The organism is Ruegeria sp. ABV4_181, from assembly GCF_056158465.1.
This window is the reverse complement of sequence record NZ_JBSWTI010000002.1, coordinates 2,617,952-2,641,328: the sequence shown is the minus strand read 5'-3', so window position 1 is coordinate 2,641,328 and position 23,377 is coordinate 2,617,952. Positions and strand designations below refer to the sequence as shown.

At 59.3% G+C, this 23,377-nt stretch carries 20 protein-coding genes and 1 pseudogene; 15 read left to right on the top strand and 6 right to left on the bottom strand.

Annotated elements, in window-relative coordinates; all coding sequences use genetic code 11:
* The first annotated feature begins 209 nt into the window (after positions 1-209).
* From guaB to ACXAC3_RS13090, 3 genes are all read left to right on the top strand, one after another.
* The gene (guaB, locus tag ACXAC3_RS13100; protein WP_475160793.1) at positions 210-1,658 is read left to right on the top strand and encodes an IMP dehydrogenase; all 1,449 of its coding nucleotides are present in this window, start codon (positions 210-212) and stop codon (positions 1,656-1,658) included.
* 93 nt (positions 1,659-1,751) lie between these two features.
* Positions 1,752-2,909, top strand: a complete 1,158-nt coding sequence (locus ACXAC3_RS13095) for an RsmB/NOP family class I SAM-dependent RNA methyltransferase (RefSeq protein ID WP_475160789.1) — start codon at positions 1,752-1,754, stop codon at positions 2,907-2,909.
* 104 nt (positions 2,910-3,013) lie between these two features.
* Complete coding sequence (locus tag ACXAC3_RS13090) at positions 3,014-5,305, top strand: hybrid sensor histidine kinase/response regulator (RefSeq protein ID WP_475160786.1); 2,292 nt, start codon at positions 3,014-3,016, stop codon at positions 5,303-5,305.
* Positions 5,306-5,310: 5 nt separating this feature from the next.
* Here ACXAC3_RS13090 and ACXAC3_RS13085 read toward each other — a convergent pair whose 3' ends face one another.
* Positions 5,311-5,904, bottom strand: a complete 594-nt coding sequence (locus ACXAC3_RS13085) for a gamma-glutamyl kinase (protein ID WP_475160782.1) — start codon at positions 5,902-5,904, stop codon at positions 5,311-5,313.
* A gap of 192 nt (positions 5,905-6,096) precedes the next feature.
* Between ACXAC3_RS13085 and recA the strand changes: the two genes are divergently transcribed.
* The 4 genes from recA to ACXAC3_RS13065 all read left to right on the top strand — a co-directional run bounded on the left by recA (position 6,097) and on the right by ACXAC3_RS13065 (position 11,243).
* On the top strand, positions 6,097-7,164 hold the full coding sequence (gene recA, locus ACXAC3_RS13080; protein WP_475160780.1) for a recombinase RecA: 1,068 nt from the start codon (positions 6,097-6,099) through the stop codon (positions 7,162-7,164).
* 139 nt (positions 7,165-7,303) lie between these two features.
* Positions 7,304-9,973, top strand: a complete 2,670-nt coding sequence (gene alaS, locus ACXAC3_RS13075; RefSeq protein ID WP_475160777.1) for an alanine--tRNA ligase — start codon at positions 7,304-7,306, stop codon at positions 9,971-9,973.
* A gap of 1 nt (position 9,974) precedes the next feature.
* Complete coding sequence (locus tag ACXAC3_RS13070; RefSeq protein WP_475160774.1) at positions 9,975-10,262, top strand: DUF1330 domain-containing protein; 288 nt, start codon at positions 9,975-9,977, stop codon at positions 10,260-10,262.
* 357 nt (positions 10,263-10,619) lie between these two features.
* Positions 10,620-11,243, top strand: a complete 624-nt coding sequence (locus tag ACXAC3_RS13065) for a transglutaminase-like cysteine peptidase (RefSeq protein ID WP_475160771.1) — start codon at positions 10,620-10,622, stop codon at positions 11,241-11,243.
* A gap of 135 nt (positions 11,244-11,378) precedes the next feature.
* Here ACXAC3_RS13065 and ACXAC3_RS13060 read toward each other — a convergent pair whose 3' ends face one another.
* From ACXAC3_RS13060 to ACXAC3_RS13040, 5 genes are all read right to left on the bottom strand, one after another.
* On the bottom strand, positions 11,379-12,014 hold the full coding sequence (locus ACXAC3_RS13060; protein WP_475160768.1) for a hypothetical protein: 636 nt from the start codon (positions 12,012-12,014) through the stop codon (positions 11,379-11,381).
* Positions 12,015-12,474: 460 nt separating this feature from the next.
* On the bottom strand, positions 12,475-14,292 hold the full coding sequence (gene typA, locus ACXAC3_RS13055) for a translational GTPase TypA (protein ID WP_475160766.1): 1,818 nt from the start codon (positions 14,290-14,292) through the stop codon (positions 12,475-12,477).
* Between the two features lie 402 nt (positions 14,293-14,694).
* Entirely contained in the window at positions 14,695-15,852 is a 1,158-nt protein-coding gene (locus ACXAC3_RS13050) for an HD domain-containing protein (protein WP_475160763.1), read from the bottom strand.
* On the bottom strand, positions 15,849-16,094 hold the full coding sequence (locus tag ACXAC3_RS13045; RefSeq protein WP_475160760.1) for a hypothetical protein: 246 nt from the start codon (positions 16,092-16,094) through the stop codon (positions 15,849-15,851). Before ACXAC3_RS13045 ends, ACXAC3_RS13050 begins: the two co-directional genes overlap by 4 nt.
* Positions 16,094-16,747: an alpha/beta hydrolase gene (locus ACXAC3_RS13040; protein WP_170450609.1), complete on the bottom strand. Its 654-nt coding sequence runs from the start codon at positions 16,745-16,747 to the stop codon at positions 16,094-16,096. Before ACXAC3_RS13040 ends, ACXAC3_RS13045 begins: the two co-directional genes overlap by 1 nt.
* 178 nt (positions 16,748-16,925) lie before the next feature.
* On the opposite strand from ACXAC3_RS13040, the gene iscR reads away from it, so the two are divergent.
* The 8 genes and pseudogenes from iscR to ACXAC3_RS13000 all read left to right on the top strand — a co-directional run bounded on the left by iscR (position 16,926) and on the right by ACXAC3_RS13000 (position 23,366).
* Positions 16,926-17,384, top strand: coding sequence for a Fe-S cluster assembly transcriptional regulator IscR (gene iscR / locus ACXAC3_RS13035; protein ID WP_475160756.1), 459 nt, complete (start codon positions 16,926-16,928; stop codon positions 17,382-17,384).
* 60 nt (positions 17,385-17,444) lie between these two features.
* Positions 17,445-18,488, top strand: a complete 1,044-nt coding sequence (locus ACXAC3_RS13030) for a cysteine desulfurase family protein (protein WP_475160753.1) — start codon at positions 17,445-17,447, stop codon at positions 18,486-18,488.
* An 18-nt stretch (positions 18,489-18,506) separates the two neighbouring features.
* On the top strand, positions 18,507-20,027 hold the full coding sequence (gene sufB / locus ACXAC3_RS13025) for a Fe-S cluster assembly protein SufB (RefSeq protein ID WP_475160752.1): 1,521 nt from the start codon (positions 18,507-18,509) through the stop codon (positions 20,025-20,027).
* Positions 20,027-20,230, top strand: a complete 204-nt coding sequence (locus ACXAC3_RS13020; protein WP_475160751.1) for a hypothetical protein — start codon at positions 20,027-20,029, stop codon at positions 20,228-20,230. Before sufB ends, ACXAC3_RS13020 begins: the two co-directional genes overlap by 1 nt.
* 51 nt (positions 20,231-20,281) lie before the next feature.
* Positions 20,282-21,037, top strand: a complete 756-nt coding sequence (gene sufC / locus ACXAC3_RS13015; RefSeq protein WP_475160749.1) for a Fe-S cluster assembly ATPase SufC — start codon at positions 20,282-20,284, stop codon at positions 21,035-21,037.
* Positions 21,037-22,318 (top strand): annotated as a pseudogene (gene sufD, locus ACXAC3_RS13010) (Fe-S cluster assembly protein SufD). The gene sufC and the pseudogene sufD overlap by 1 nt, the downstream one beginning before the upstream one ends.
* A complete protein-coding gene (locus ACXAC3_RS13005; protein WP_475160748.1) occupies positions 22,318-22,803 on the top strand; it encodes a YIP1 family protein in 486 nt (161 codons plus the stop codon). The pseudogene sufD and the gene ACXAC3_RS13005 overlap by 1 nt, the downstream one beginning before the upstream one ends.
* Positions 22,800-23,366 carry a YIP1 family protein gene (locus ACXAC3_RS13000; RefSeq protein WP_475160747.1) on the top strand — a complete coding sequence of 189 codons (567 nt, stop codon included), beginning with the start codon at positions 22,800-22,802 and terminating at the stop codon, positions 23,364-23,366. The genes ACXAC3_RS13005 and ACXAC3_RS13000 overlap by 4 nt, the downstream gene beginning before the upstream one ends.
* Positions 23,367-23,377: the final 11 nt, after the last annotated feature.

Below are 23,377 nucleotides of genomic sequence, written 5' to 3'. Positions count from 1 at the left end.
GCCTTTTTGTATTCGCGCGTATGCCGGGCAAGATATGGGTTTGCGCCAAAAGGGAAAGGCCATTCCGCGGCACGTTTTGTGCGCGTTGCGTCGTTTTTTGCTGCGGTATCGCACCGCGGGTGAAAACTAGTTTAGGTCAGGGGCTTTTCCTTAGCTTGAATCCATGCAATAGGGTCACCGCCAAACGGGCTTTTGCATGGGGTTAACAGATGCAAATTCGTGAGGCACTTACCTTTGACGATGTTCTTTTGGTTCCGGCGTCCTCGTCGGTGCTGCCGGCAACGGCGGATACGACCACGCGCGTGACGCGCGAGATCACCATGAACATCCCGCTGCTCAGCTCGGCCATGGATACGGTGACCGAAGCGCGCATGGCCATCGCCATGGCACAGGCAGGCGGTATCGGCGTTGTTCACAAAAACCTGTCCGTGGACGAGCAGGCCCGCGAGGTGCGCCGGGTCAAGCGGTTTGAATCCGGCATCGTCTACAACCCTGTGACCCTTCGGGTCGATCAGACCCTGGCCGATGCTAAGGCCCTGGTGCAGCGCTACAACTTTACCGGTTTTCCGGTGGTTGACGACGCCGGTCGCGTCGTCGGCATTCTGACCAACCGTGACATGCGGTTTGCAACTTCGGAAGAAACGCCGGTCCACGTCATGATGACTTCGGAAAATCTGGCCATGCTGCAAGAGCCGGCGGATCTGGAAGAGGCCAAGAGCCTGATGAAAGCCCGCCGGATCGAAAAGCTGCTGGTGGTCGACGGCGAAGGCAAGCTGACCGGCCTGCTGACGCTGAAGGACACCGAACAGGCGGTGCTGAATCCGACCGCGTGCAAGGACCGGCTGGGCCGGTTGCGAGTTGCGGCTGCAACCTCGGTCGGGGATGCCGGGTTCGAACGCTCGGAACAGCTGGTGGATTCGGGCGTCGACATCATCGTTGTGGATACCGCACACGGCCATTCGCAAGGGGTGCTTGACGCGGTGAAACGGGTCAAGACCCTGTCGAATGAGGTTCAGATCATCGCGGGCAATGTCGCGACAAGCGAGGCGACAAAAGCACTGATCGATGCCGGGGCGGACGCGATCAAGGTGGGCATCGGGCCGGGCTCGATCTGCACCACGCGGATGGTTGCGGGCGTTGGCGTGCCGCAGCTGACCGCCATCATGGATTGCGCCTCGGCGGCGGGGGATGTCCCGGTGATCGCGGACGGCGGCATCAAGTTCTCGGGCGATTTTGCCAAAGCCATCGCAGCGGGGGCATCCTGCGCCATGGTCGGCTCGATGATCGCGGGGACGGACGAAAGCCCGGGCGAGGTGATCCTGTATCAGGGTCGGTCGTTCAAATCCTACCGCGGCATGGGCAGCCTTGGTGCCATGGCGCGCGGCTCGGCGGATCGGTATTTCCAGAAGGACGCCGCCAATGACAAGCTGGTGCCGGAAGGGATCGAAGGGCAGGTGCCCTACAAGGGCTCGGCCAGCGCTGTGGTGCATCAGCTTGTTGGCGGCCTGAGGGCGGCAATGGGGTACACGGGATGCGCCACTGTCGAAGAGATGCGCAGGAATTGCCATTTCGTCAAAATCACCGGGGCCGGGTTGAAGGAAAGCCACGTGCATGACGTGCAGATCACCCGCGAAAGCCCGAACTACCGGGTGATGTGAGCCCGAACCTGATTGAGAACGGCGCCCGGTCCCGGGCGCCGTCTTGCGTTTTCGACATCGGGCAGCCCGCCCTTAACCGCAACGGAACATTCCATGACGCCGGCCGCACGCATTCAGGCTTCGATAGAAATTCTGGACGAGATCCTGTCCGGTGCGCCTGTCGAGAAATCGCTGACCAACTGGGCTCGGCGCAGTCGTTTCGCGGGCTCCAAGGACCGTGCGGCCGTGCGGGATCATGTCTTTTCAGCAATGCGATGCAAACGGTCCTTTGCCGCAATGGGCGGATCAGAGACCGGTCGCGGATTGATGATCGGAGCGGCGCGGGCTGAAGGCGCCGATCTTGACGCACTGTTCACCGGATTGCGGCACGCGCCCGAGCCGGTATCCCCCACGGAAACAGGACGTGACTTTGAAACCGAAGCCGAGCGGCTGGACATTCCCGAATGGCTGTGGCCCAGATTTCAAGCATCGCTGGGTGAACAGGCAGGCGTGGTCGCACAGGCTTTGCGGGGCCGTGCTCCGGTACATCTGCGGGTCAATTTGATAAAGGTAGACGTCCGGGGCGCCATTGCTGCACTGAGCGCAGACGGCATTATCGCGTCCGCCCTTCCGGCCTGTGACACCGCTCTCGAAATAAAGGAAGGCGCCCGAAAAGTCGCGGGAAGCCGCGCCTATGCTGAAGGACTGGTCGAACTTCAGGACGCAGCCAGCCAGGCCGTCGTCGCCGCGCTGGACCTGCAAGCGGGAATGCGCGTTCTGGATTACTGTGCCGGAGGTGGTGGTAAATCGCTGGCGCTGGCCGCGCATTCAGGCGTGAAGGTTTTTGCGCATGACGTGAATGTTGGTCGAATGCGGGACTTGCCCGCACGGGCGGAGCGGGCAGGGGCAAACGTCACCATTTTGTCGCCGGACGAAATCGCGGATCACGCCCCGTTCGACGTTGTCCTGGCCGATGCTCCCTGTTCCGGCAGCGGTTCCTGGCGCCGTGCACCAGCAGGAAAATGGGCATTGACCGAAGATCGCCTGCACGCATTGTCGCGCATCCAGACGGAAATACTGGAAAGGCTGACAAATCTGGCCCATCCGGCCGGCGTGCTGGCCTATGCCACCTGTTCGATGCTTGATGATGAGAATGGCAATGTCGTGGATGCTTTTCTTCAGGCCAACCCGGAATGGAGCGCGCGCTTTCGCAAAACGTGGCTCGTTTCACACGGCACGGACGGTTTCTTCACGGCACACTTGACGCGATAGCGCATCAGGCCATAGCAACCTTAAGGAGAGTGTTCGGTTTCCTTTAAGCGGGCATTAACTTTATTTGGGCTGATTTGACCGAAGCCCTCTGATCTGAGTTGTTTATGTCTGAAACTGCGGAAATTTTTTCTGACCCTTCTCTTCAAAAAGCCCCGTCCGGATTTCGACTGGCCTCGCTTGTTGCCTTCGGTGCAGTGCTGAGCCTGTCGCCGATCGCGGGGCTAATGCCGCCGAACTGGAGCATCGGCCTTGTTGTCGCCGGAGTGTCGCTGTTGGCGGCCGCGTTCCTTGTCGTTCTCAAGGGGCAGATCGCGGACTATTCGGTGCGTCAGGCCGTCAAGGCGATGGCGGCTTTCGCCCATCAGGACGCCTGTCCTTGTCTGATTGCAAATGCCCAGGGTGACGTTCTGACATGCAACGCCCAGGCGACAGAGCAGCTTCAGGCGCGTGCAGGTAACCGGCTTGAGCGATGCCTGAAATCCGTTTTTGCCAATCCGCCCGCCATTTTGCTGCGGCTTCAATCGCAGGCCGAGATTTATGGAAGGGCGCGGGAAGACATCGTTACCGTCGGTTCGACAATCCCGGTGGCCGTGTTCGGCGTCGGCAATGGTCTGTTCTGCTGGCGGTTTCATCTGGACGCGCATGGCCATTGGGATGAGGTCCGCGTTCCGGTTCTGACCGAAGGCCGAAACGGCGCGTTGCTTCGAGTGAACACAGCGGCCGAACACCTGTTGGGGCGGCGGCCCGAAAATCTGAGAAAGGTGTTTCTGAACGAACCCGATGGGCAGGGCGGAATTGCGCAGGTCCAAACGGCCAGCGACCCGGTTTCTGTCGCGGTGTGCGAACTCAACCGATCAGGCTCGGTTCGGGATGTGCTGCTTCTCCCCGTAGACGCCTCTGATCACGGCGAAAGCGCGGCGTCCTTTGCTGACCTGCCTGTGCCAATCATGTGCCTTGATCCCGATGGCAGCATTCTCGAAGCCAACAGACTGGCCGTGAAACTGATCGGCGATGTGGTGCCCGGTGAAACCAATGCCGAGCAGATCATGCACGGCCTTGGTTATCCGATCCTGGACTGGCTGGCGCGGACCGCCGCGCAGGAACCCGCAATGCGTTCAGAGTTCTTGCGGCTGACGCGCAAGGACAAGGAGGTGTTCGTTCAGGTGACGCTGAACCGTGTGGTGAACAATGGGCAGGTCTGCCTGATCGCCGTGTTGAACGACGCGACCGAGCTCAAGACGCTTGAAGCGCAGTTTGTTCAGGGTCAAAAGATGCAGGCTGTCGGGCAGTTGGCCGGCGGTGTTGCCCATGATTTCAACAACCTGCTGACCGCAATATCAGGTCATTGCGATCTTTTGTTGCTGCGGCATGATCAAAACGACCCGGATTACGGCGATCTGGTTCAGATTAACCAGAATGCCAACCGTGCGGCTGCCCTGGTCAGTCAGTTGCTGGCGTTTTCCCGCAAGCAGACGCTGCAGCCCGAGGTGCTGGATCTTCGGGACACGATTTCCGACCTGATCCACCTGCTGAACCGGCTGGTGGGCGAGAAAGTGCGTCTGACCCTCAGCCACGATCCCGTTCTCAAGCCTGTTCGGGCCGATAAAAGGCAGTTGGAACAGGTGTTTATGAACCTCGTCGTCAACGCGCGCGACGCGATGCCAGACGGTGGCGAAGTGCGGATTGAGACAGAGGTTGTGGTGCTGAATGAAGCCTTGAAACGAGACCGCGCGACGGTACAACCCGGTGAATACGTCACTGTCAAGGTGATCGACAGCGGTGTCGGCATCCCCTCCGACAAGCTGCAAAAAGTGTTCGAGCCGTTCTATACCACCAAAAGAACGGGTGAAGGCACTGGTCTGGGCCTGTCGACCGTTTACGGTATCGTCAAGCAGACTGGGGGCTTCATCTTCGTCGACAGCCTTCCGGGGCACGGTACCGAGTTCACAGTCCTTCTGCCGGTCTCGGTCGCGCCCCGCGAAGTCAGTTCCGCCGACTCAACCGGGGCCGACACTCCCATTGCCCGGCAGGGCGAAGGTGTCGTCTTGCTGGTCGAGGATGAAGCCCCGGTGCGCGCCTTCGCGACGCGTGCCTTGCGGCTGAAAGGCTTTACCGTGCTCGAAGCCGGGTCGGCCGAAGAGGCATTGCATATGCTCAATGACGGATCGCTGAACGTTGACGCCTTTGTCACCGACGTGGTCATGCCCGGAATGGACGGTCCGACATGGGTGCGCAAAGCGATGGAAACGCGTCCGGATGTCAGGGTGATCTTCATGTCGGGCTACACCGAAGGCGCATTCGGTGATTCCGGGCCGGAAATTCCAAATTCCACCTTCCTTCCGAAACCCTTCTCGCTGAATCAATTGACCGAAGCGGTGTTTCAGCAGCTCAACTGACCATGTCAGAGCGCCGAGGCGTGGCAGTCAAATTCCGCCGCGTGCAGCTTGCGGAACCTCTGTTCTGTTTCCGGTGTCAGGGAAAGGTCGCCAGGCGGTGAAACATTCTCGGGTTTCAGGTCGATTTTCATGTCCAGCCGGGTTTGCAGAAAGTCTAGGATCTTGTCCTGATTTTCATATTTGAACACGTGACGCGCGCCGGCACCGTTGCTGCGCGTGCGGAAGAACTGGCTCTGGCTGCCGACATCGGCGAATTCCGGGCGCGGGTTCTGCATATAAGCCTGAACGAAGTCGTCAAAGCTGAGGCCCCGGGTCGAATGCGAATGCCCGATCCGCGCGTCGCGGCTGCGGAACCTGTACCAGCTACCCAGCCAGTCAACCGGTTCACGGACAATGGCCATGATTTCCATTTCGGTGTCGTACATCTTGCGAAAGATATTCTGGAAAAACCGGTCATAGCGCCGCACAGGCGCATGTTTCAGGTCCGGCGGACCGGTAACCACAAAGTCGGCGCGGTCGCGCAAGGCCGAGTGATAGGCCGTGCTGCCTGTTTTGGGGACAGCGAGAAACGCAAGGCGTTCCTTATAGAAAACAAGCATTTATTCGCCCTTTGCCGGATTTAGTCACGGTCGCAGATTGGCGTAAACGACTCTTTAACACAATTGCCCAACAGTAAGTTCTGTAAGTTTTAGTTGAAATGTTCTCTTTTTGGTCCCATAAGGAACAAGAGGCGAACAAAGCAGCGATTGCCGCCCGTTCAAGGGTGTGACAAAAGGGAAGGCGACAGGACAATGGCGGATCTTCTGACAATGAGCGACAAGAAAAACGCAGATAAGCAAAAGGCGCTCGACAGCGCGCTGGCGCAGATCGAACGGCAATTCGGCAAAGGCTCGATCATGAAGCTGGGCGAGGATGCCAAGCAGGATATCGACGCCAGCTCGACCGGATCGCTGGGTCTGGATATCGCGCTGGGAATTGGCGGACTGCCGATGGGCCGGATTGTCGAGATTTACGGGCCGGAAAGCTCGGGCAAGACCACGCTGACGCTGCATTGCATCGCGGAACAACAGAAGCGCGGCGGTGTGTGCGCGTTTGTGGATGCGGAACATGCGCTGGACCCGCAATATGCCCGCAAGCTGGGCGTTGATCTGGATGAGTTGCTGATCTCGCAACCCGACACCGGTGAACAGGCGCTTGAGATCACCGATACGCTGGTGCGCTCGGGTGCGGTGAACATGGTCGTCGTCGACTCGGTCGCGGCGCTGACGCCGAAATCCGAGTTGGAAGGCGACATGGGCGACAGCAACGTGGGCGTACAGGCCCGCCTGATGAGTCAGGCGATGCGCAAGCTGACCGGCTCGATCAGTCGCTCGAACTGCATGGTGATCTTCATCAACCAGATTCGGATGAAGATCGGCGTGATGTTCGGCAGCCCGGAAACCACGACCGGGGGTAACGCGTTGAAATTCTACAGCTCGGTCCGCCTGGACATTCGCCGGATCGGCGCGATCAAGGATCGGGATGAGGTGGTCGGCAACCAGACCCGCGTCAAGGTCGTCAAGAACAAGGTGGCGCCGCCCTTCAAGCAGGTCGAATTTGACATCATGTATGGCGAAGGCATCAGCAAAATGGGCGAGTTGCTGGATCTGGGCGTCAAGGCCGGGGTGGTCGAGAAGTCGGGCTCGTGGTTCAGTTATGGCGATGAACGGATCGGGCAGGGGCGCGAGAACGCCAAGCAATACCTGCGCGACAACAGCCGCGTTGCGCTTGAGATCGAGGACAAGATTCGCGCCGCGCACGGGTTGGAATTCGACATGCCGCCGGGTGTAGCCGAGGATGACGATATCCTCGAAGCCTGACGGTCTTTGATAATGTCTTGAACAGGGCGGTCCGTCGGGGCCGCCTTGTTTCGTTCTGCGTCTGCAATGCTGTGGACTATCCGCAGGGACGGGGATAAACCCGTTTCGACACACTATGATTGCGCGCTGAGAGAACCTTATGCCCACGCTGAACGATATCCGATCGACCTTTCTGAACTACTTTGCCAAGCATGGGCACGAAGTGGTGGCGTCCAGCCCGCTGGTCCCGCGCAACGACCCTACGCTGATGTTCGTGAACTCGGGCATGGTCCAGTTCAAGAACCTGTTCACAGGCGTAGAAACCCGGGATTATCAGCGTGCTACAACCGCCCAGAAATGTGTGCGGGCTGGCGGCAAGCACAACGATCTGGACAACGTAGGTTATACTGCACGGCACCACACGTTTTTTGAGATGCTGGGCAATTTCTCGTTTGGGGATTACTTCAAGCCCGAGGCGATCCCTTTTGCATGGGAACTGATCACCAAGGAATTCGGCATCGACAAAAACCGTCTGCTGACAACGGTTTATCACACTGATGACGAGGCGTTTGAAATCTGGAAAAAAGTCGGCGTGCCCGAAGACCGGATCATCCGCATCGCCACCAATGACAACTTCTGGCAGATGGGTCCGACCGGCCCCTGCGGCCCCTGCACCGAGATTTTCTATGATCACGGCGATCATATCTGGGGCGGCCCTCCGGGTTCGGCCGAGGAAGACGGCGACCGGTTCATTGAAATCTGGAACATCGTTTTCATGCAGAACGAGCAGTTCGAAGACGGCTCGATGGTGGAACTCGACATGCAGTCGATCGACACCGGCATGGGGCTGGAACGGATCGGGGCGTTGCTGCAAGGCAGCCATGACAACTATGACACGGACCTGTTCAAGACGTTGATCGAGGCATCGGCGGATGCGACCGGCGTCGATCCGTATGGCGACCAAAACGTGCATCATCGCGTGATCGCGGATCACCTTCGGTCGACCTCGTTCCTGATCGCCGATGGGGTGATGCCCAGCAATGACGGGCGCGGCTACGTGCTGCGCCGGATCATGCGCCGCGCGATGCGTCACGCGCATCTGCTGGGCGCGAAAGACCCGGTCATGCACCGTTTGGTGCCCTCGCTGGTGCAACTGATGGGCGCGCAATATTCCGAACTGGGGCAGGCGCAGGCGTTGATCGAAGAGACGTTGCTGCTTGAAGAGACCCGCTTCAAGCAAACCCTGGATCGCGGTCTTAAACTGCTGGATGATGAGGTCGCGGGTCTGCCCGAGGGCGCGGCCCTGCCTGGCGACGCCGCGTTCAAACTCTATGATACCTATGGTTTCCCGCTGGACCTGACGCAGGATGCACTGCGCGAAAAGGGCCGGACCGTGGATACCGACGGTTTTGATGCGGCCATGGCCGAACAAAAGGCCAAGGCGCGTGCGGCATGGGCCGGTTCGGGTGAGTCGGCGGATCAGGCGGTCTGGTTCGACGTGCTGGATGTCGCCGGTGCCACGGATTTCCTTGGCTACGACACCGAGAAAGCCGAAGGGCAGGTGGCGGCCCTGATCGTGGATGGCGCTTTGGTCGACCAGATCGAAAAGGGCGCGACCGGATGGGTGGTCGTGAACCAGACGCCTTTCTATGGAGAGGCTGGTGGTCAGGTCGGCGACACCGGGGAAATCCGGCGTCTTGAGAATATGCAGGACGTGGCGAGAGTTGAAGACACACGCAAATTTGCCGAAGGCAAGGTCTATGCGCATCGGGTGACCGTCAGCCAGGGCACGTTGTCTAAAGGCGACGCGGTCGAGCTTGAGGTGAATCATGCCCGCCGCACCGCGATCCGCGCCAACCATTCGGCCACACACCTGCTGCACGAAGCGCTGCGTGAAGCTCTGGGCGATCACGTCGCACAGCGCGGGTCGCTGAACGCCCATGACCGTCTGCGGTTCGACTTCAGCCACTCCAAGGCGCTGAGCCCGGAGGAGATTCAGAAGGTCGAGCGCGAGGTGAATGACTTCATCCGCCAGAATTCGACCGTTGAAACGCGCATCATGACCCCGGACGATGCCCGCGAACTGGGCGCGCAGGCTCTGTTTGGTGAGAAATACGGTGACGAGGTCCGCGTTGTGTCGATGGGCAAGGCGCCGACAGGCAAAGGTCAGGATGGGGAAACCTGGTCGATCGAACTGTGTGGCGGAACGCATGTGCGTCAGACCGGTGACATCGGAACTTTTGTCGTGCTTGGCGACAGCGCCAGCAGCGCCGGTGTTCGCCGGATCGAAGCCTTGACCGGGGATGAGGCGTTCCGACACCTCTCGGCACAGGATCAGCGCCTGGGCCAGATTGCGCTGGACTTAAAGGCGCAACCGGACACAGTGGTCAGCCGCGTCAGATCGTTGTTGGATGAGCGCAAGTCGCTGCAGAACGAGGTGGCGCAACTGCGCCGTGATCTGGCGATGGCCGGCGGGTCGGGTCAGGGCGGCAGTGAAGCGCGCGACGTCAACGGCGTTCCGTTCCTGGCGCAGGCATTGACCGGTGTGTCCGGCAAGGACCTTCCCGCCCTGATCGACGAGCACAAAAGCCGTCTGGGTTCCGGCGCGGTTTTGCTGATCGCTGATGCGGGCGGCAAGGCAGCCGTTGCCGCCGGCGTCACCCCGGATCTGACAGACAAAGTGTCAGCGGTTGATCTGGTGCGGGCCGCCGTCAGTGAACTGGGCGGCAAGGGGGGCGGCGGACGCCCCGATATGGCGCAGGGCGGTGGCCGCGACGCCTCGAATTCTGATGCGGCCATCAAGGCCGCCGAACAAGTACTGGGAGGATGACATGGCCGCACTCTGGATTGCGCATGTAACGGTGACCGACGCCGAAGCCTATGGAAAATACGCAGAGCTGGCCGGGCCCGCGATTGCCAAACACGGCGGCGCGTTCATCGCCCGCGCGGCGCGGTACGTTCAGCTTGAAGGAAAGGAACGACCCCGGAATGTCGTGGCCCGGTTCCCTTCGGTTGAGGCGGCTGTGGAGTGCTACAACTCTCCCGAATACCAGCAGGCGCTTGACCACGCGCGGGGTGCGAGCGAGCGTGAACTGTTGGTTGTCGAGATCACCGAATAGAATTTCGGCGCCAATCTGGTGCAACGTGCCAGCCAGATGCGCGGATTTCAGCCAACTGAAAAACCGGGCGACTTTGGTGGTCGCCCGAATTTGGACCCAGTGGTTCCTGGCCATAAATTTCAGGGACTTATAGCAATATCCGAATGTGAATTCCCGACCGGTCACCTATTGATTGTGACCGTGATCCCTTAGTTTTTGCCCGAAATGGTCATATTGAATGACGAATTTCCGCCTCTTTTCACTTGCAATTTTCCTGTAGATTGCAGAAACGGCGCCGTCTACCGATATTTAACCCCATCAAGGTACGGTCCGAATTGTCCGCAATCACTCGGGTGAGACATGGATCGAGGGACAGGCATGAAATCTATTGGCATTGAGCTCAAGGCCGCGCTTGCGCGAATGGTTACTGCTTCGGTTCGCATTTGCGGGCTGTCTGCATTGGTCATTGCGTCCGCGATGGTCGGGTCGGTTGCTTCTGCCAGTGAGGGAAAGTTCATCCCCAGCGTGGCTGTGGCCTCACCGCCGTCTGGCGCGCGGCAATTGTGCCGGCAGTACAATTGGGCCTGTTCAAGCAAATCTTCCGTTTCACTTTCCAAACAGCAAGAGATGCAGATAATCCGGCAGGTGAACCGCCGTGTGAACGCATCAACACGTTCGGTGACAGATCAGTCTCAGTACCAAACCAGCGAGCGTTGGGCCTTGCCGACCTCGCGGGGCGGCGATTGTGAAGATTTCGCCCTGTTGAAGAAGAGAGATCTGATCAGGGCGGGGGTCGATCCAAGCAAATTGCTAATCGCAACCGTGCTGGATACCCAAAGAAATTCTCATGCCGTGCTGGTTTACCGCTCGGCGGGCGGAGATTTGGTGCTGGACAACCTGACCAACCAGATCAAACCCTGGTCGGCCACGCGCTACCTTTTCTTGCGGATGCAGAATCCGCAAAAGCCCAGCGGATGGGTCGGCGTCTACGGCCGCAGTTAAGCGCCTGATCCGAAAGATGTATTAAGGCTTAAAAGGCAGGACAGATACGGGTAAAGGGCGACGCAATTGTCGCCCTTTTTTATAGATCGGCTCGCTTCATCAGAAGAGGGCAAACCAACTGTCTGCAGTCGCGGATCAGAAGACGCCGCCGCTGCCCGGGCCGCCAGCATTGCCGCCACCGGTACCGCCGCCATTGCCCGCGCCGCCCGAGTTGCCGCCGGTGTTGCCGCTGCCGTTGCTGCCACCATTGCCGTCGCCGCTGCTGCTGCCGCCGTCATTATTGCCGCCGTTGCCGTTGCCGCTGTTGCTGCCGCCGCCATTATTGCCGCCGTTGCCGTCGCCGCTGTTGCCGCCGTCGCCATTGTTGCCGCCGTTGCCGTTGCCGCTGTTGCCGCCGCCGCCATTGTTGCCGCCGTTGCCGTTGCCGCTGTTGCCGCCACCGCCATTGTTGCCGCCGTTGCCGTCGCCGCTGTTGCCGCCGCCGCCACCATTGCCGCCGCCGCCGCCATTGCCGCCGCCGCCACCATTGCCGCCGCCGCCACCATTGCCGCCGCCGCCACCATTGCCGCCACCGCCGCCGTTGTCGCCACCGCCACCGTTGTCGCCATCGCCGCCGTCAATTCCGCCGTCTTCCGTATCACCGTCGCGATCAGACGCGGCTGTGGTTGCAGTCGGGATGTCGGTCAGAACGGCTGCGAAAGCCGGACAGCTTTCCAGAGTACGGGCCAGGATGTCTTCGAAATCGCTGCGGCGCTGAATATAGCGGAGCATTCGCGCTTCAACGACCGAGCAACCGCACAACGTTTCCGTCGCAACCGACTGACGAGCCGTTTTGACGGTACATCTTTCCGCTTGCGCAGCACTGGTTGAGATTAAGGGGAATGTTGCAGAAATAAAAACAATCGATAATAATCGGGATTTCACGCGCATGGCGCCACTCCTTCGGAACTCGTTACAAACTTCATTGCACTAACAAATCGTGCCGCATATTTCAGGTAATACAACCGCGACACATTACCAACACAATTACACCCGTTTTAAGACACATTTTCAAGAGGCGCTGAGGCAATTTAAACTGAAGCCATGCACGTCAGGGTTGAATTGATCAGAAAATCAAAAAGTAAGCCCGCCGATTTGGCGGGCTTTTCGGTTATGAAGCACCCTGCGTCAGCAGCAATATTACCACATGTTCGCGATTGTTGCCGTTGAGTGAACTATGTCACTGCAGGTCTTATGCGGATTTTGCCATACGCTTGCGTTCGTGCGGGTCCAGGTACCGTTTGCGCAGCCGAATGGCATTCGGTGTCACCTCAACCAGTTCGTCATCGTCGATATAGGCAATCGCCTCTTCCAGCGAGAACTGAATATGCGGTGTCAAACGCACCGCATCATCTGATCCGCTGGCGCGGACGTTGGTCAGCTTTTTGCCTTTCAGCGGGTTAACTTCCAGATCGTTGTCGCGGGAATGCTCTCCGATCACCATGCCCTGATAGACATCTGTCTGCGGACCAACAAACATGCGACCGCGCTCTTCCAGGTTCCAAAGGGCGTAAGCAACGGCCTGACCGTTTTCCATCGAGATCAAGACTCCGGCCCGGCGGCCCGGGATCGCTCCTTTATGCGCGGCCCAGCCATGAAAAACCCGGTTCAGAACGCCGGTGCCGCGCGTGTCGGTCAGAAACTCGCCATGATATCCGATCAGACCGCGTGAGGGTACATGGGCGATGATGCGCGTCTTGCCGGCACCGGCCGGTCGCATTTCGACCAGTTCACCTTTGCGCGCGCCGGTGACCTTCTCGATCACCGCACCGGAATACTCGTCATCCACGTCGATGGTGACTTCTTCAACGGGTTCAAGGCGTTGGCCATCTTGTTCGCGGAACAGAACCTGCGGGCGCGAGATGCTGAGTTCGAACCCTTCGCGGCGCATATTCTCGATCAGGACGCCCATCTGCAATTCGCCACGGCCTGCCACTTCGAACGCTTCACCGCCCGGCGTGTCAGAGATGCGGATCGCCACGTTCGATTCCGCCTCTTTCATCAGGCGGTCACGAATAACGCGGGATTGGACCTTTTTGCCGTCGCGGCCGGCCAGCGGCGAGTCGTTGATGCCAAAGGTTACGGTAATGGTCGGCGGGTCGATAGGTTGGGCGGGCAGGGCCTCATCAACCTGTGGCGCGACCAGCAAATCCGCAACCGTCGCCTTGCTCATGCCGGCGATGGTGACGATGTCGCCCGCCTCGGCCACGTCGATGGGTTGCTGCGCCAGACCGCGGAATGCCAGAATTTTCGATGCGCGGAAGTTTTCGATCAGCGTGCCATCGCGGCTGAGCGCCTTGAGGCTGTCACCCGCCTTCAGCGTCCCGCTTTCCACGCGACCGGTCAGGATGCGGCCGATGAACGGGTCGCTGCCCAGCGTGGTGGCCAGCATGCGGAACGGTTCGTCCTTGTGCGCAACCTGTTGCGGGGCCGGGACGTGATCGACGATCAGATCGAACAAAGCGGTCAGGTCCTTGCGCGGCCCGTCCAGTTCCATGTCCGCCCAGCCGGACCGACCCGAGGCGTACATGGCCGGGAAATCCAGCTGATCGTCGTCGGCGCCCAGGTTGGCGAACAGGTCGAAGCACTCGTCCAGAGCGCGATCGGGCTCGGCATCGGGTTTGTCGACCTTGTTCAGCACGACGATCGGACGCAGACCCAGCGCCAGCGCCTTGGAGGTCACGAATTTGGTCTGCGGCATCGGCCCTTCGGCGGCGTCAACCAGCAGGACAACGCCGTCCACCATGCTGAGGATCCGTTCAACCTCGCCGCCGAAATCGGCGTGGCCGGGGGTGTCAACGATGTTGATGCGCGTACCTTTCCATTCGACCGAGGTCGCCTTGGCCAGGATGGTGATGCCGCGCTCGCGTTCCAGATCGTTGCTGTCCATGGCGCGTTCGGCGACGGCCTGGTTTTCCCGGAACGCGCCGGATTGTTTGAGCAGCTCATCCACCAGGGTCGTCTTGCCGTGGTCCACGTGAGCGATGATTGCGATATTGCGCAGGTCCATGAGAGGTCAGCCTTTGAACGGGAAGTTGCCGCGCGCATAACGCGCTGCGGCAAAATATACCAGCCCAAATTAAGAGAGAAGGCGGCGATGGCAGGCCAATTGGCGCAACCGCCGGGCGTGTCGGGGAAGTCAGGATAACCTGACTATTTACTGATTCGGATCTGTGCTACAAAGCTGCTGTTATTTAAAGGTTTTTGTTAAAGAGTGTATCGTATGACGAAATTTGCGAAGTCCGTAATACTTGTTTCGGCTTTAATCGTGGCGCTTGGGTGGCTTGCAGACGGGGGGTCCGTTGACAAGAATGCAGCCAGGTCTGTTGAACGGTTGAATAGTGCACAAGTTTAGGCGTCTGCCGGAACATGGGAAAAAGGGGCAGTTATGCCCCTTTTTCTTCGGCTGAAGTTATACCTCTTCCCTGACAGAAAAATATTTAACTAATTGCGGGCGGAGCCATGCCCACAGCATAGGCGCGCCACGCTGAACGGGTTCGCCAACGCGCCGTTCGATCTGTGCAAAGGTGACATCGTAATCCCGCCAGGAACCACCGCCCGTTTCCAGATTGCCGATCGGTGATTGAAAGCGGTCAATTGCCTTGGCAAACCGGGCATCTGCACTGTCCGCCGCTTCGAACTCGTGCCACAGAGTCAGGAATGTCTGTCCCTGGTCCTCTGGCAGAAGCCCAAACAACCGGATTGCAGCAGCCTGTTCTTCGGCCGCCTGTTTCGCGTGATCGACCTGACCATGAATGGGGTGGTCCCCGGCATCAATCTCGACGATATCGTGGAGCAACAGCATTCTCAGCACGCGGTCGGTTGAAACATCCGGCCCGGCAAATTCGGACAGTACCCAGGCAAAAAGCATGATGTGCCAGGAATGTTCCGCCGAGTTTTCGAACCGTTCGCCGGAAAGAAGGCGCGAGGCGCGGAAGACGGATTTCAACTGATCCGTCTCTGCCAGAAACGGAAGGCGCAACGAGAACGGAGTCTCGGCAGGCTTTTTGCCATGCAGCAACGCCGATGCAAGGCGATGGGCGTCCGGAAATTCGGTCTCAAGATAGGCCACGCGCCCGCCGTTCAGGTTGTCTTGCACAATCGTTTTATGTGCCTGGGGCGGGTTCGGTGCGCAGAGCACCTGAAACATAGGCTGACAGCGGTCGAGGCATTTGGCAAATCTGGCATCGGGCGTCTGATCGGCTTCAAACTCCTGCCACAGCGCCAGAAAATCCGCGGCCTGATCTGCAGGCAATAGTCCGAACAATTCGGCCGCGGCCGATTGTTCCGCCAGTTCAAGGGCCTGCCAGTCCGTATCCAGATGAATAGGGTGATCGCCGACGATGATCTCGACCAGATCATGTAGCAATAGCATTCTGATGACCCGGTCGAAATTCACGCCTTTATCGGCCAGCGGAGCCATCACCAGCGCCCAGACCGCCAGTTGCCAACTATGCTCGGCCGCGTTTTCTGGGCGCGACTGGTCTAGCAGGTTGTTGGCGCGTTCAACCGATTTCAACCTGTCCGCGCGTTTCAGAAATTCAATTTGCGCAGACAGTCTTTCGGTCATTGTTTTTCGATCGCCTTCATTTTGGAACGGTGTTCCGACAGCTTCTGAATTACGAATTTGCGGGCTTTCCGTTCCGCCAGCCGCACGCGGATTTCGGTCAGGAAAGCTTCTTCAAGAGTTTGCGAGGACGCGCCAAGCAGCTCGCCCACTTCGACGAAAAACCTGTCGTTTCCCGTCTCGTCCATAACCTTCATCGTGTCCTCGGCCAGTTTGGCGGCAAGGGTGGTGATGGTGTCAGACATCAGCGCGTGGTCTCGGTCAGGCGGCGTTTCACATAGTCGCTGACATCAGTGATCAGCGTGTCCATGTGGCGATCCTGGAAAAAGTGATCGGCCCCTTCAACCTCGTTGTGGGTGATGGTAATGCCTTTTTGCTCGTGCAGCTTGTTGACCAGCGAGGTGGTGTCTGCCGGGGGGGCCACGCGGTCGGCTGATCCGTTGATGATCAGACCCGAGGACGGGCAGGGCGCCAGGAACGAGAAATCATACATATTCGCGGGCGGCGACACGCTGATGAAACCGGTAATCTCGGGTCGGCGCATCAGAAGCTGCATACCGATCCATGCCCCGAACGAGAAACCTGCAACCCAGCAGTGTTTCGAATTGTTGTTCATGGATTGAAGGTAATCCAGCGCGGATGCGGCATCACTCAGCTCGCCCACGCCCTGATCGTATTCACCCTGGCTGCGGCCAACGCCGCGAAAGTTAAAGCGCAACACGGTAAAGCCCATGTTGTAGAACGCGTAATGCAGGTTGTAGACCACCTTGTTGTTCATGGTCCCGCCAAATTGAGGATGCGGGTGAAGCACGATGGCGATCGGTGCGTCTTTTTCCTTTTGCGGGTGGTAGCGGCCTTCCAGGCGGCCTTCGGGTCCGGGAAAAATCACCTCGGGCATGTGTGCTTTGGTCCTGTCTTTTATTTCTCAGCGCCTGGATATACTTGACGGTAATCCTCAGGCACCTTAGAACGGTTCTAATTGTGATACTTTGCGCAATGGCGCTGCCTGTCGGAGATACGCACTGGCGGCAGCGGCGTCAATGTTTTCGCGCGAAACCTGCCATGAGGTAAAGGCAATGAAGCTGTCGACCAAGGGCCGTTATGCAATGGTTGCATTGGCCGATATCGCCCTTCAGCCCACGGATGGTCTTGTGACACTGGGCGAAATCTCGGAACGGCAGGATATCTCGCTGCCCTATCTCGAACAGCTTTTCGTCAAGTTGCGCCGGGCGGAACTGGTGGCGTCGGTACGTGGTCCGGGCGGCGGTTACAGGCTGGCCCGCCCGGCATCGGACATCAGTGTGGTCGAGATTCTGGCAGCCGTGGATGAAACGGTTGATGCGCTGCAAAAGGGCGCGGGCGCTTCGGGCGCGTCGTCGGGCAGCCGGGCGCAATCGCTGACCAACCGCTTGTGGGAAAGCCTGAGCGCGCATGTCTATGTCTTCCTGCATCAGACACGCCTGTCTGACGTGATCAAGAACGATCTGGCCCCGTGCCCGGCCGTTCCGAACCTGTTTGCCGTTGTGGATGAGTGACGTGCGGACGCCGATGAATTCTCACCCCGGGCGGACGCGCATCGGAAAAAAGGTGTATCCATGAGTCGCGTTTATCTGGATCACAACGCCACGACGCCCCTGCGCGCCGAGGCGCGGGACGCGATGATCGCGGCGATGGATCTTGTCGGCAACCCATCCTCGGTCCATGCCGAGGGACGCGCCGCCAAAGCCCTGGTGGAACGCGCGCGGGCGCAGGTTGCGGCGGCGTTTGGGGCTGACGGGGCCGATATCGTGTTCACTTCGGGCTCAACCGAGGGTGCTGCGCTGACCCTGGCAGGGCGGGATTTGCACGGCGCGGCGATTGAGCATGATGCGGTAAGAGCCTGGGTGACCGAAGATTTACCGGTCGCGCAATCCGGACTGGTCGAGGTGCGCGTACCCGAGAAATCCACTCTGCAACTGGCCAACTCAGAAACAGGTATCGTACAGAAACTGCCTTCGGGCCTTGCGGTGACTGACGCGACGCAGGCATTTGGGAAACTGCCGGTGGCGTTCAACTGGCTGGATACCCGGATGGCGCTTGTTTCCGCGCACAAACTGGGCGGGCCAAAAGGTGTCGGCGCGGTCGTGATCAAGCGCGGCACGGACCTGCCTGCGCAGATCAAGGGCGGTGGTCAGGAAATGGGGCGCAGGTCCGGTACGGAAAATGTCATTGGAATCGCGGGGTTCGGGGCCGCAGCTGAAGCAGCGGCGCGGGAACTGGCCAGCGGTGTTTGGGAGCAGGTGGCAGAATTTAGAAATATTCTAGAAAAGGCCCTTGAGGCTGGTTCTAAATCTACTATTTTTGTCGGGAAAGGTCAGGACCGCCTGCCCAACACCCTGTGTTTCGCCACGCCCGGGTGGAAAGGTGAAACGCAGGTAATGCAGATGGACCTGTCGGGTTTTGCGATCAGCGCAGGCTCGGCCTGCTCAAGCGGCAAGGTTCGCGCAAGTGCGGTGCTGACCGCCATGGGATACGACGAGGTGACAGCAGCCAGCGCGATCCGCGTGTCGCTGGGCCCTCGGACGAGTGAAGAAGATGTGCTGCGTTTCGCCGAAACGTGGCTGGAAAAAGAGAAAAAGCATCGCGCGCGGGCCGCGTGATCTGACGGAGGGTGTCTTATGGCCGCTTTGGACCAGACCCAGGTAAAAGAAGGTGTCGATCAGGAAACCGTGGATGCGGTGCGCGAGGTCGGGACCTATAAATACGGCTGGGAAACCGAGATCGAAATGGAATACGCGCCCAAGGGCGTGAACCCGGATATCGTCCGTCTGATTTCGGAAAAGAATGAAGAGCCGGAGTGGATGACCGAATGGCGTCTGTCCGCGTTCGAGCGCTGGACGAAGATGGACGAGCCGAACTGGGCGATGGTCAACTATCCCGAGATCGATTTTCAGGACCAGTATTACTATGCCCGGCCCAAATCGATGGAGGAAAAGCCGAAGTCGCTGGATGAGGTCGACCCCAAGCTGCTGGCAACGTACGAAAAGCTGGGTATCCCACTGAAAGAACAGATGATTCTGGCTGGTGTCGAAGGCGCTGAGGATATGCCCGCCGAAGGCCGTAAGGTCGCTGTGGACGCGGTGTTTGACTCGGTGTCTGTTGGAACGACGTTCAAGGACGAACTGGCGAAACATGGTGTGATCTTCTGCTCGATCTCCGAGGCGATCAAGGACCACCCCGAACTGGTGAAGAAATACCTGGGCACGGTGGTTCCGGTTTCGGACAACTTCTATGCGACGCTGAACTCGGCCGTGTTCTCGGACGGCTCGTTTGTCTACATCCCGCCGGGCGTGCGCTGCCCGATGGAACTGAGTACCTATTTCCGCATCAACGCAGAGAACACCGGCCAGTTCGAACGCACACTGATCATCGCCGACAAGGGGTCTTATGTGTCCTATCTGGAAGGCTGCACCGCACCTCAGCGGGACACGGCGCAGTTGCATGCGGCCGTGGTCGAGATCATCGTCGAAGAAGACGCCGAAGTGAAATACTCGACCGTTCAGAACTGGTTCCCCGGCGATGAAAACGGCAAGGGCGGCATCTATAACTTCGTCACCAAACGCGCCGATTGCCGGGGCGACCGGTCCAAGGTGATGTGGACGCAGGTTGAAACCGGATCGGCCGTGACCTGGAAATACCCGTCCTGCATCCTGCGCGGCGATGACAGCCAGGGTGAGTTCTACTCGATCGCAATCACCAACAACTATCAGCAGGCCGATACCGGCACCAAAATGGTGCATCTGGGCAAGAACACCAAATCGCGGATCGTCTCCAAGGGGATCAGCGCGGGCAAGGCGCAGAACACATATCGCGGCCTTGTCTCGATGCATCCCAAGGCGAAGAACAGCCGCAACTATACCCAGTGCGACAGTTTGCTGATCGGGGACAAATGCGGGGCCCATACGGTGCCGTATATCGAGGTCAAGAACAACTCCAGCCGGGTTGAGCACGAGGCGACGACATCCAAGGTGGATGACGACCAGCTGTTCTATTGCCGCCAGCGCGGCATGGACGAGGAAGAGGCCGTGGCGCTGGTCGTCAACGGGTTCTGCAAGGACGTTTTGCAGGCACTGCCGATGGAGTTTGCAATGGAAGCGCAACAGCTTGTCGCGATCAGCCTTGAAGGATCGGTTGGCTGATGGCGCGTACGCCTCGCAAACACGTCCAAAAGGATGATGCTCTGACCTGGGCGGGCTATGCTCTTCCGGTATTGGGCGGGTTGCTAGGCGTCGTCTATGTCAACATCAATCATATGGACTTCATCAACCCAGTCTGGGCGGTAGGCGGCGGAGCGATCCTTGGATGGGTTGTTGCACGCGTGATCCGCAAGTTGTGGGGATAGGATATTACCCGGGCGGAAGGATGCCCATTGCGTTATGCAAAAGGACAAAAAATGCTGGAAATCAAGAACCTGCACGTGAAACTTGAGGAAGAAGAAAAAGAAATCCTCAAAGGTGTCGACTTGACGGTCGAGGCCGGCAAAGTGCACGCGATCATGGGGCCGAACGGTTCGGGCAAGTCGACGCTCAGCTACGTGCTGTCGGGCCGCGACGGCTATGAGGTGACCGAAGGATCGGCGGAACTGGAAGGCAAGGACCTGCTGGAGATGGAGCCGGAAGAGCGCGCCGCAGCCGGCATCTTTCTGGCGTTCCAATATCCGGTGGAAATTCCCGGTGTGGGCAACATGACCTTCCTGCGCACCGCCGTGAACGCACAGCGCAAGGCACGTGGAGAAGACGAACTTTCGGCTGCCGATTTTCTGAAAGCCGTCCGTGCGGTGGCGAAGTCGCTGAAGATCGACGCGGATATGCTCAAACGACCGGTGAACGTAGGATTCTCGGGCGGCGAAAAGAAGCGCAACGAGATCCTCCAGATGGCGATGCTGGAACCCAAGATGTGCATTCTGGATGAGACGGATTCCGGCCTCGACGTGGACGCGATGAAACTGGTGGCGGAAGGTGTGAACGCGCTGCGCGACGAAGGGCGCGGGTTCCTTGTCATCACGCACTATCAGCGTCTGCTGGACCACATCAAGCCGGATGTCGTGCACATCATGGCGGATGGCCGGATCGTCAAGACCGGTGGCCCCGAACTGGCGCTTGAGGTTGAAAACAACGGTTATGCCGACATTCTGGCCGAGGTGAACTGATGGCGCTGCCCGAAGTCAAACAAACCGCGACCGAGGCAAGGCTGTCCAATCTGGTCATGCCGGACGCAGGATGCACCCGTGCCGCGCGTGAGGATGCGCTGGCCCGCGTGCTGGAAATGGGTCTGCCCGGTCGGCGGGACGAGTATTGGAAATATACCCGCCCCGAAACGCTGATTTCACCCGAGGCGCCTCGGGCGGCTCTGTTCCATGCGGATGAACCGATGCTGTTCGGCGATCTGGACCGATTGAAAATCGTGTTCATTGATGGCGTGTTTAGCCCGGAAGACTCGGATGAGCTGTCGCTTGAGGGCGTTGCGATCGACCGGATCGAGGATATCTGCTGCAAGGACATCCACTGGGCCAAGGAACTGTACGGTGTGCTTGAGGCACGGGGCCAGACCCCGGTGCAGCGGCCATTGGCAGCCCTGAACACGGCGTTCGCGGCGGATGGGGTGGCGATTCATGTCACCGGGAAACCCAGCAAGCCGATCAGCCTGATCTACCGCCACGCATCGGAAACGTCGGACGCGATGCTGCACCATATCGTGCGGGTCGAAAGCGGAGCCGAAGTGACCATTCTGGAGAACGGACCGGCGGCCTCGCGCTTTAACAAGTGCATGGAGATTGATATCGCCGATGGCGGTACGCTGCATCACGTGCGCGCGCAGGGCAGAGATCACGAACGCCGTGCGGCGACGCATATGTTCACCCGGCTGGGCCGCGAGTTCGATCTATAAGTCCTTCACGCTGACTGTGAACGGCGTGTTGACGCGCAATGAGCAGGTCGTCGAACTGACCGGTGACGATGCCGTCGCGCATGTGGCCGGTGCCTGTGTCGGCGATGGTGACTTCCACCATGACGACACCGTCTTTGTCACCCATGACGCGATAAACTGCGAAAGCCGTCAGGTGTTCAAGAAGGTTCTGCGCAACGGCGCGACCGGCGTGTTCCAGGGCAAGATCCTGGTCAAGGAAGGCGCGCAAAAGACCGACGGCTATCAGATCAGCCAGTCGCTGTTGCTGGATGACGACAGCCAGTTTCTGGCCAAGCCGGAACTTGAAATCTATGCCGATGACGTGGCCTGTTCGCATGGCTCGACCTCGGGCGCGATTGACGAGACGGCCTTGTTCTACCTGCGGTCGCGGGGGGTGCCAGCCAAGGATGCCACCAACATGCTGACTTTGGCCTTTCTGGCCGAAGCCGTGGATGAAATCGAGGACGAGGCCCTGGCCGAGGCCATGGTGGACCGCCTGGAAGGCTGGCTCTCGCGGCACATCTGATGCCGGTGACCTCGGATATCGTGGCCACCTATCGGGGGCCGGGGCGGGTCGTGCGCCGGCTTCTCGACCTTGGTCAGCGCGAGGACAGGGCGCTTATCTTTGTGATGGGGTTCTGTGTGGTTGCCTTCATTGCGCAACTGCCGGGCCTGGCCCGCCGCGCGCATCTGGAAGGGCTTGAACTGAACATGCTGATGGGCGGCGCCTTGTTGAGCACGGTTATTTTCCTGCCACTGATATTCTACCTGTTGGCGTTTCTGTCCTATGGGCTCGCGCGTCTGGTGGGCGGGCAGGGCACCGCGTACGGTGCGCGGCTTGCGCTGTTCTGGGCGCTCTTGTCCTCGACGCCGCTGGTTTTGTTGAATGGGCTGGTCGCCGGGTTCATCGGTCCCGGACCGGTGCTATGGTGGGTCGGGCTGATCTGGACGGCGGTGTTCGTCTGGTTCTGGCTGGCCGGACTTGTGCAATCGCAAAGGGCGTCGGAATGAACGTTGCTTCGTTTGGAAATCTGGCTGTTCAGACCCTGACCAACCCGGCCGAGACCGCCCGTCAGTTGCTGGCCCTGCGTCCGGGGCGCGAGGTTCTGTGGCTGGCCTTTGCGCTGGCTGTTGTCCTGAATGGTCTGGTTCAGATCGGGATTGATCAGCTGATTCCCGTTCCGGAAGGGCAGGCCGCTCCGCCGCCGGATTCGGTGTTGCTGAATCTGGTGCGATCCGCCGGGGCCATGTTGCTGAGCATCGTGGCGTTTCTGTTTGTCGGGCGTCTGCTTGGCGGTGTCGGGGCGTTTGCCGACATCATGATCCTGACGGTCTGGTTGCAATACCTTCAGATCGCAGCGCTGTTCATCACGCTTGTCGTCGCCATCGCGCTTCCGTTCCTGATGCTTTTGCTGCTGCTCGCCACTGCCGTGCTGAGCCTTTACGTCACACTGCATTTCCTGAATGAGGCCCATAAGTTCGGATCGCTGTGGAAATCCTTTGCGGTCATAATGCTGTCTGCCCTTGTGGCAGTGCCATTTGTCCTCGCATTGACGCCCAGCGCCCCGGTATAGGGAAAGAAGAC

Coding starts and splice junctions, on each gene's coding strand:
- recA (WP_475160780.1), top strand. CDS start 6,097: ATGGCGGATCTTCTGACAATGAGCGACAAGAAAAACGCAGATAAGCAA.
- ACXAC3_RS13060 (WP_475160768.1), bottom strand. CDS start 12,014: ATGCTCCGCTATATTCAGCGCCGCAGCGATTTCGAAGACATCCTGGCC.
- ACXAC3_RS13065 (WP_475160771.1), top strand. CDS start 10,620: ATGAAATCTATTGGCATTGAGCTCAAGGCCGCGCTTGCGCGAATGGTT.
- ACXAC3_RS13085 (WP_475160782.1), bottom strand. CDS start 5,904: ATGCTTGTTTTCTATAAGGAACGCCTTGCGTTTCTCGCTGTCCCCAAA.
- ACXAC3_RS13040 (WP_170450609.1), bottom strand. CDS start 16,747: ATGCCCGAGGTGATTTTTCCCGGACCCGAAGGCCGCCTGGAAGGCCGC.
- ACXAC3_RS13090 (WP_475160786.1), top strand. CDS start 3,014: ATGTCTGAAACTGCGGAAATTTTTTCTGACCCTTCTCTTCAAAAAGCC.
- alaS (WP_475160777.1), top strand. CDS start 7,304: ATGCCCACGCTGAACGATATCCGATCGACCTTTCTGAACTACTTTGCC.
- sufB (WP_475160752.1), top strand. CDS start 18,507: ATGGCCGCTTTGGACCAGACCCAGGTAAAAGAAGGTGTCGATCAGGAA.
- ACXAC3_RS13000 (WP_475160747.1), top strand. CDS start 22,800: ATGAACGTTGCTTCGTTTGGAAATCTGGCTGTTCAGACCCTGACCAAC.
- ACXAC3_RS13045 (WP_475160760.1), bottom strand. CDS start 16,094: ATGTCTGACACCATCACCACCCTTGCCGCCAAACTGGCCGAGGACACG.
- guaB (WP_475160793.1), top strand. CDS start 210: ATGCAAATTCGTGAGGCACTTACCTTTGACGATGTTCTTTTGGTTCCG.
- ACXAC3_RS13020 (WP_475160751.1), top strand. CDS start 20,027: ATGGCGCGTACGCCTCGCAAACACGTCCAAAAGGATGATGCTCTGACC.
- ACXAC3_RS13005 (WP_475160748.1), top strand. CDS start 22,318: ATGCCGGTGACCTCGGATATCGTGGCCACCTATCGGGGGCCGGGGCGG.
- ACXAC3_RS13050 (WP_475160763.1), bottom strand. CDS start 15,852: ATGACCGAAAGACTGTCTGCGCAAATTGAATTTCTGAAACGCGCGGAC.
- ACXAC3_RS13030 (WP_475160753.1), top strand. CDS start 17,445: ATGAGTCGCGTTTATCTGGATCACAACGCCACGACGCCCCTGCGCGCC.
- ACXAC3_RS13095 (WP_475160789.1), top strand. CDS start 1,752: ATGACGCCGGCCGCACGCATTCAGGCTTCGATAGAAATTCTGGACGAG.
- ACXAC3_RS13070 (WP_475160774.1), top strand. CDS start 9,975: ATGGCCGCACTCTGGATTGCGCATGTAACGGTGACCGACGCCGAAGCC.
- sufC (WP_475160749.1), top strand. CDS start 20,282: ATGCTGGAAATCAAGAACCTGCACGTGAAACTTGAGGAAGAAGAAAAA.
- iscR (WP_475160756.1), top strand. CDS start 16,926: ATGAAGCTGTCGACCAAGGGCCGTTATGCAATGGTTGCATTGGCCGAT.
- typA (WP_475160766.1), bottom strand. CDS start 14,292: ATGGACCTGCGCAATATCGCAATCATCGCTCACGTGGACCACGGCAAG.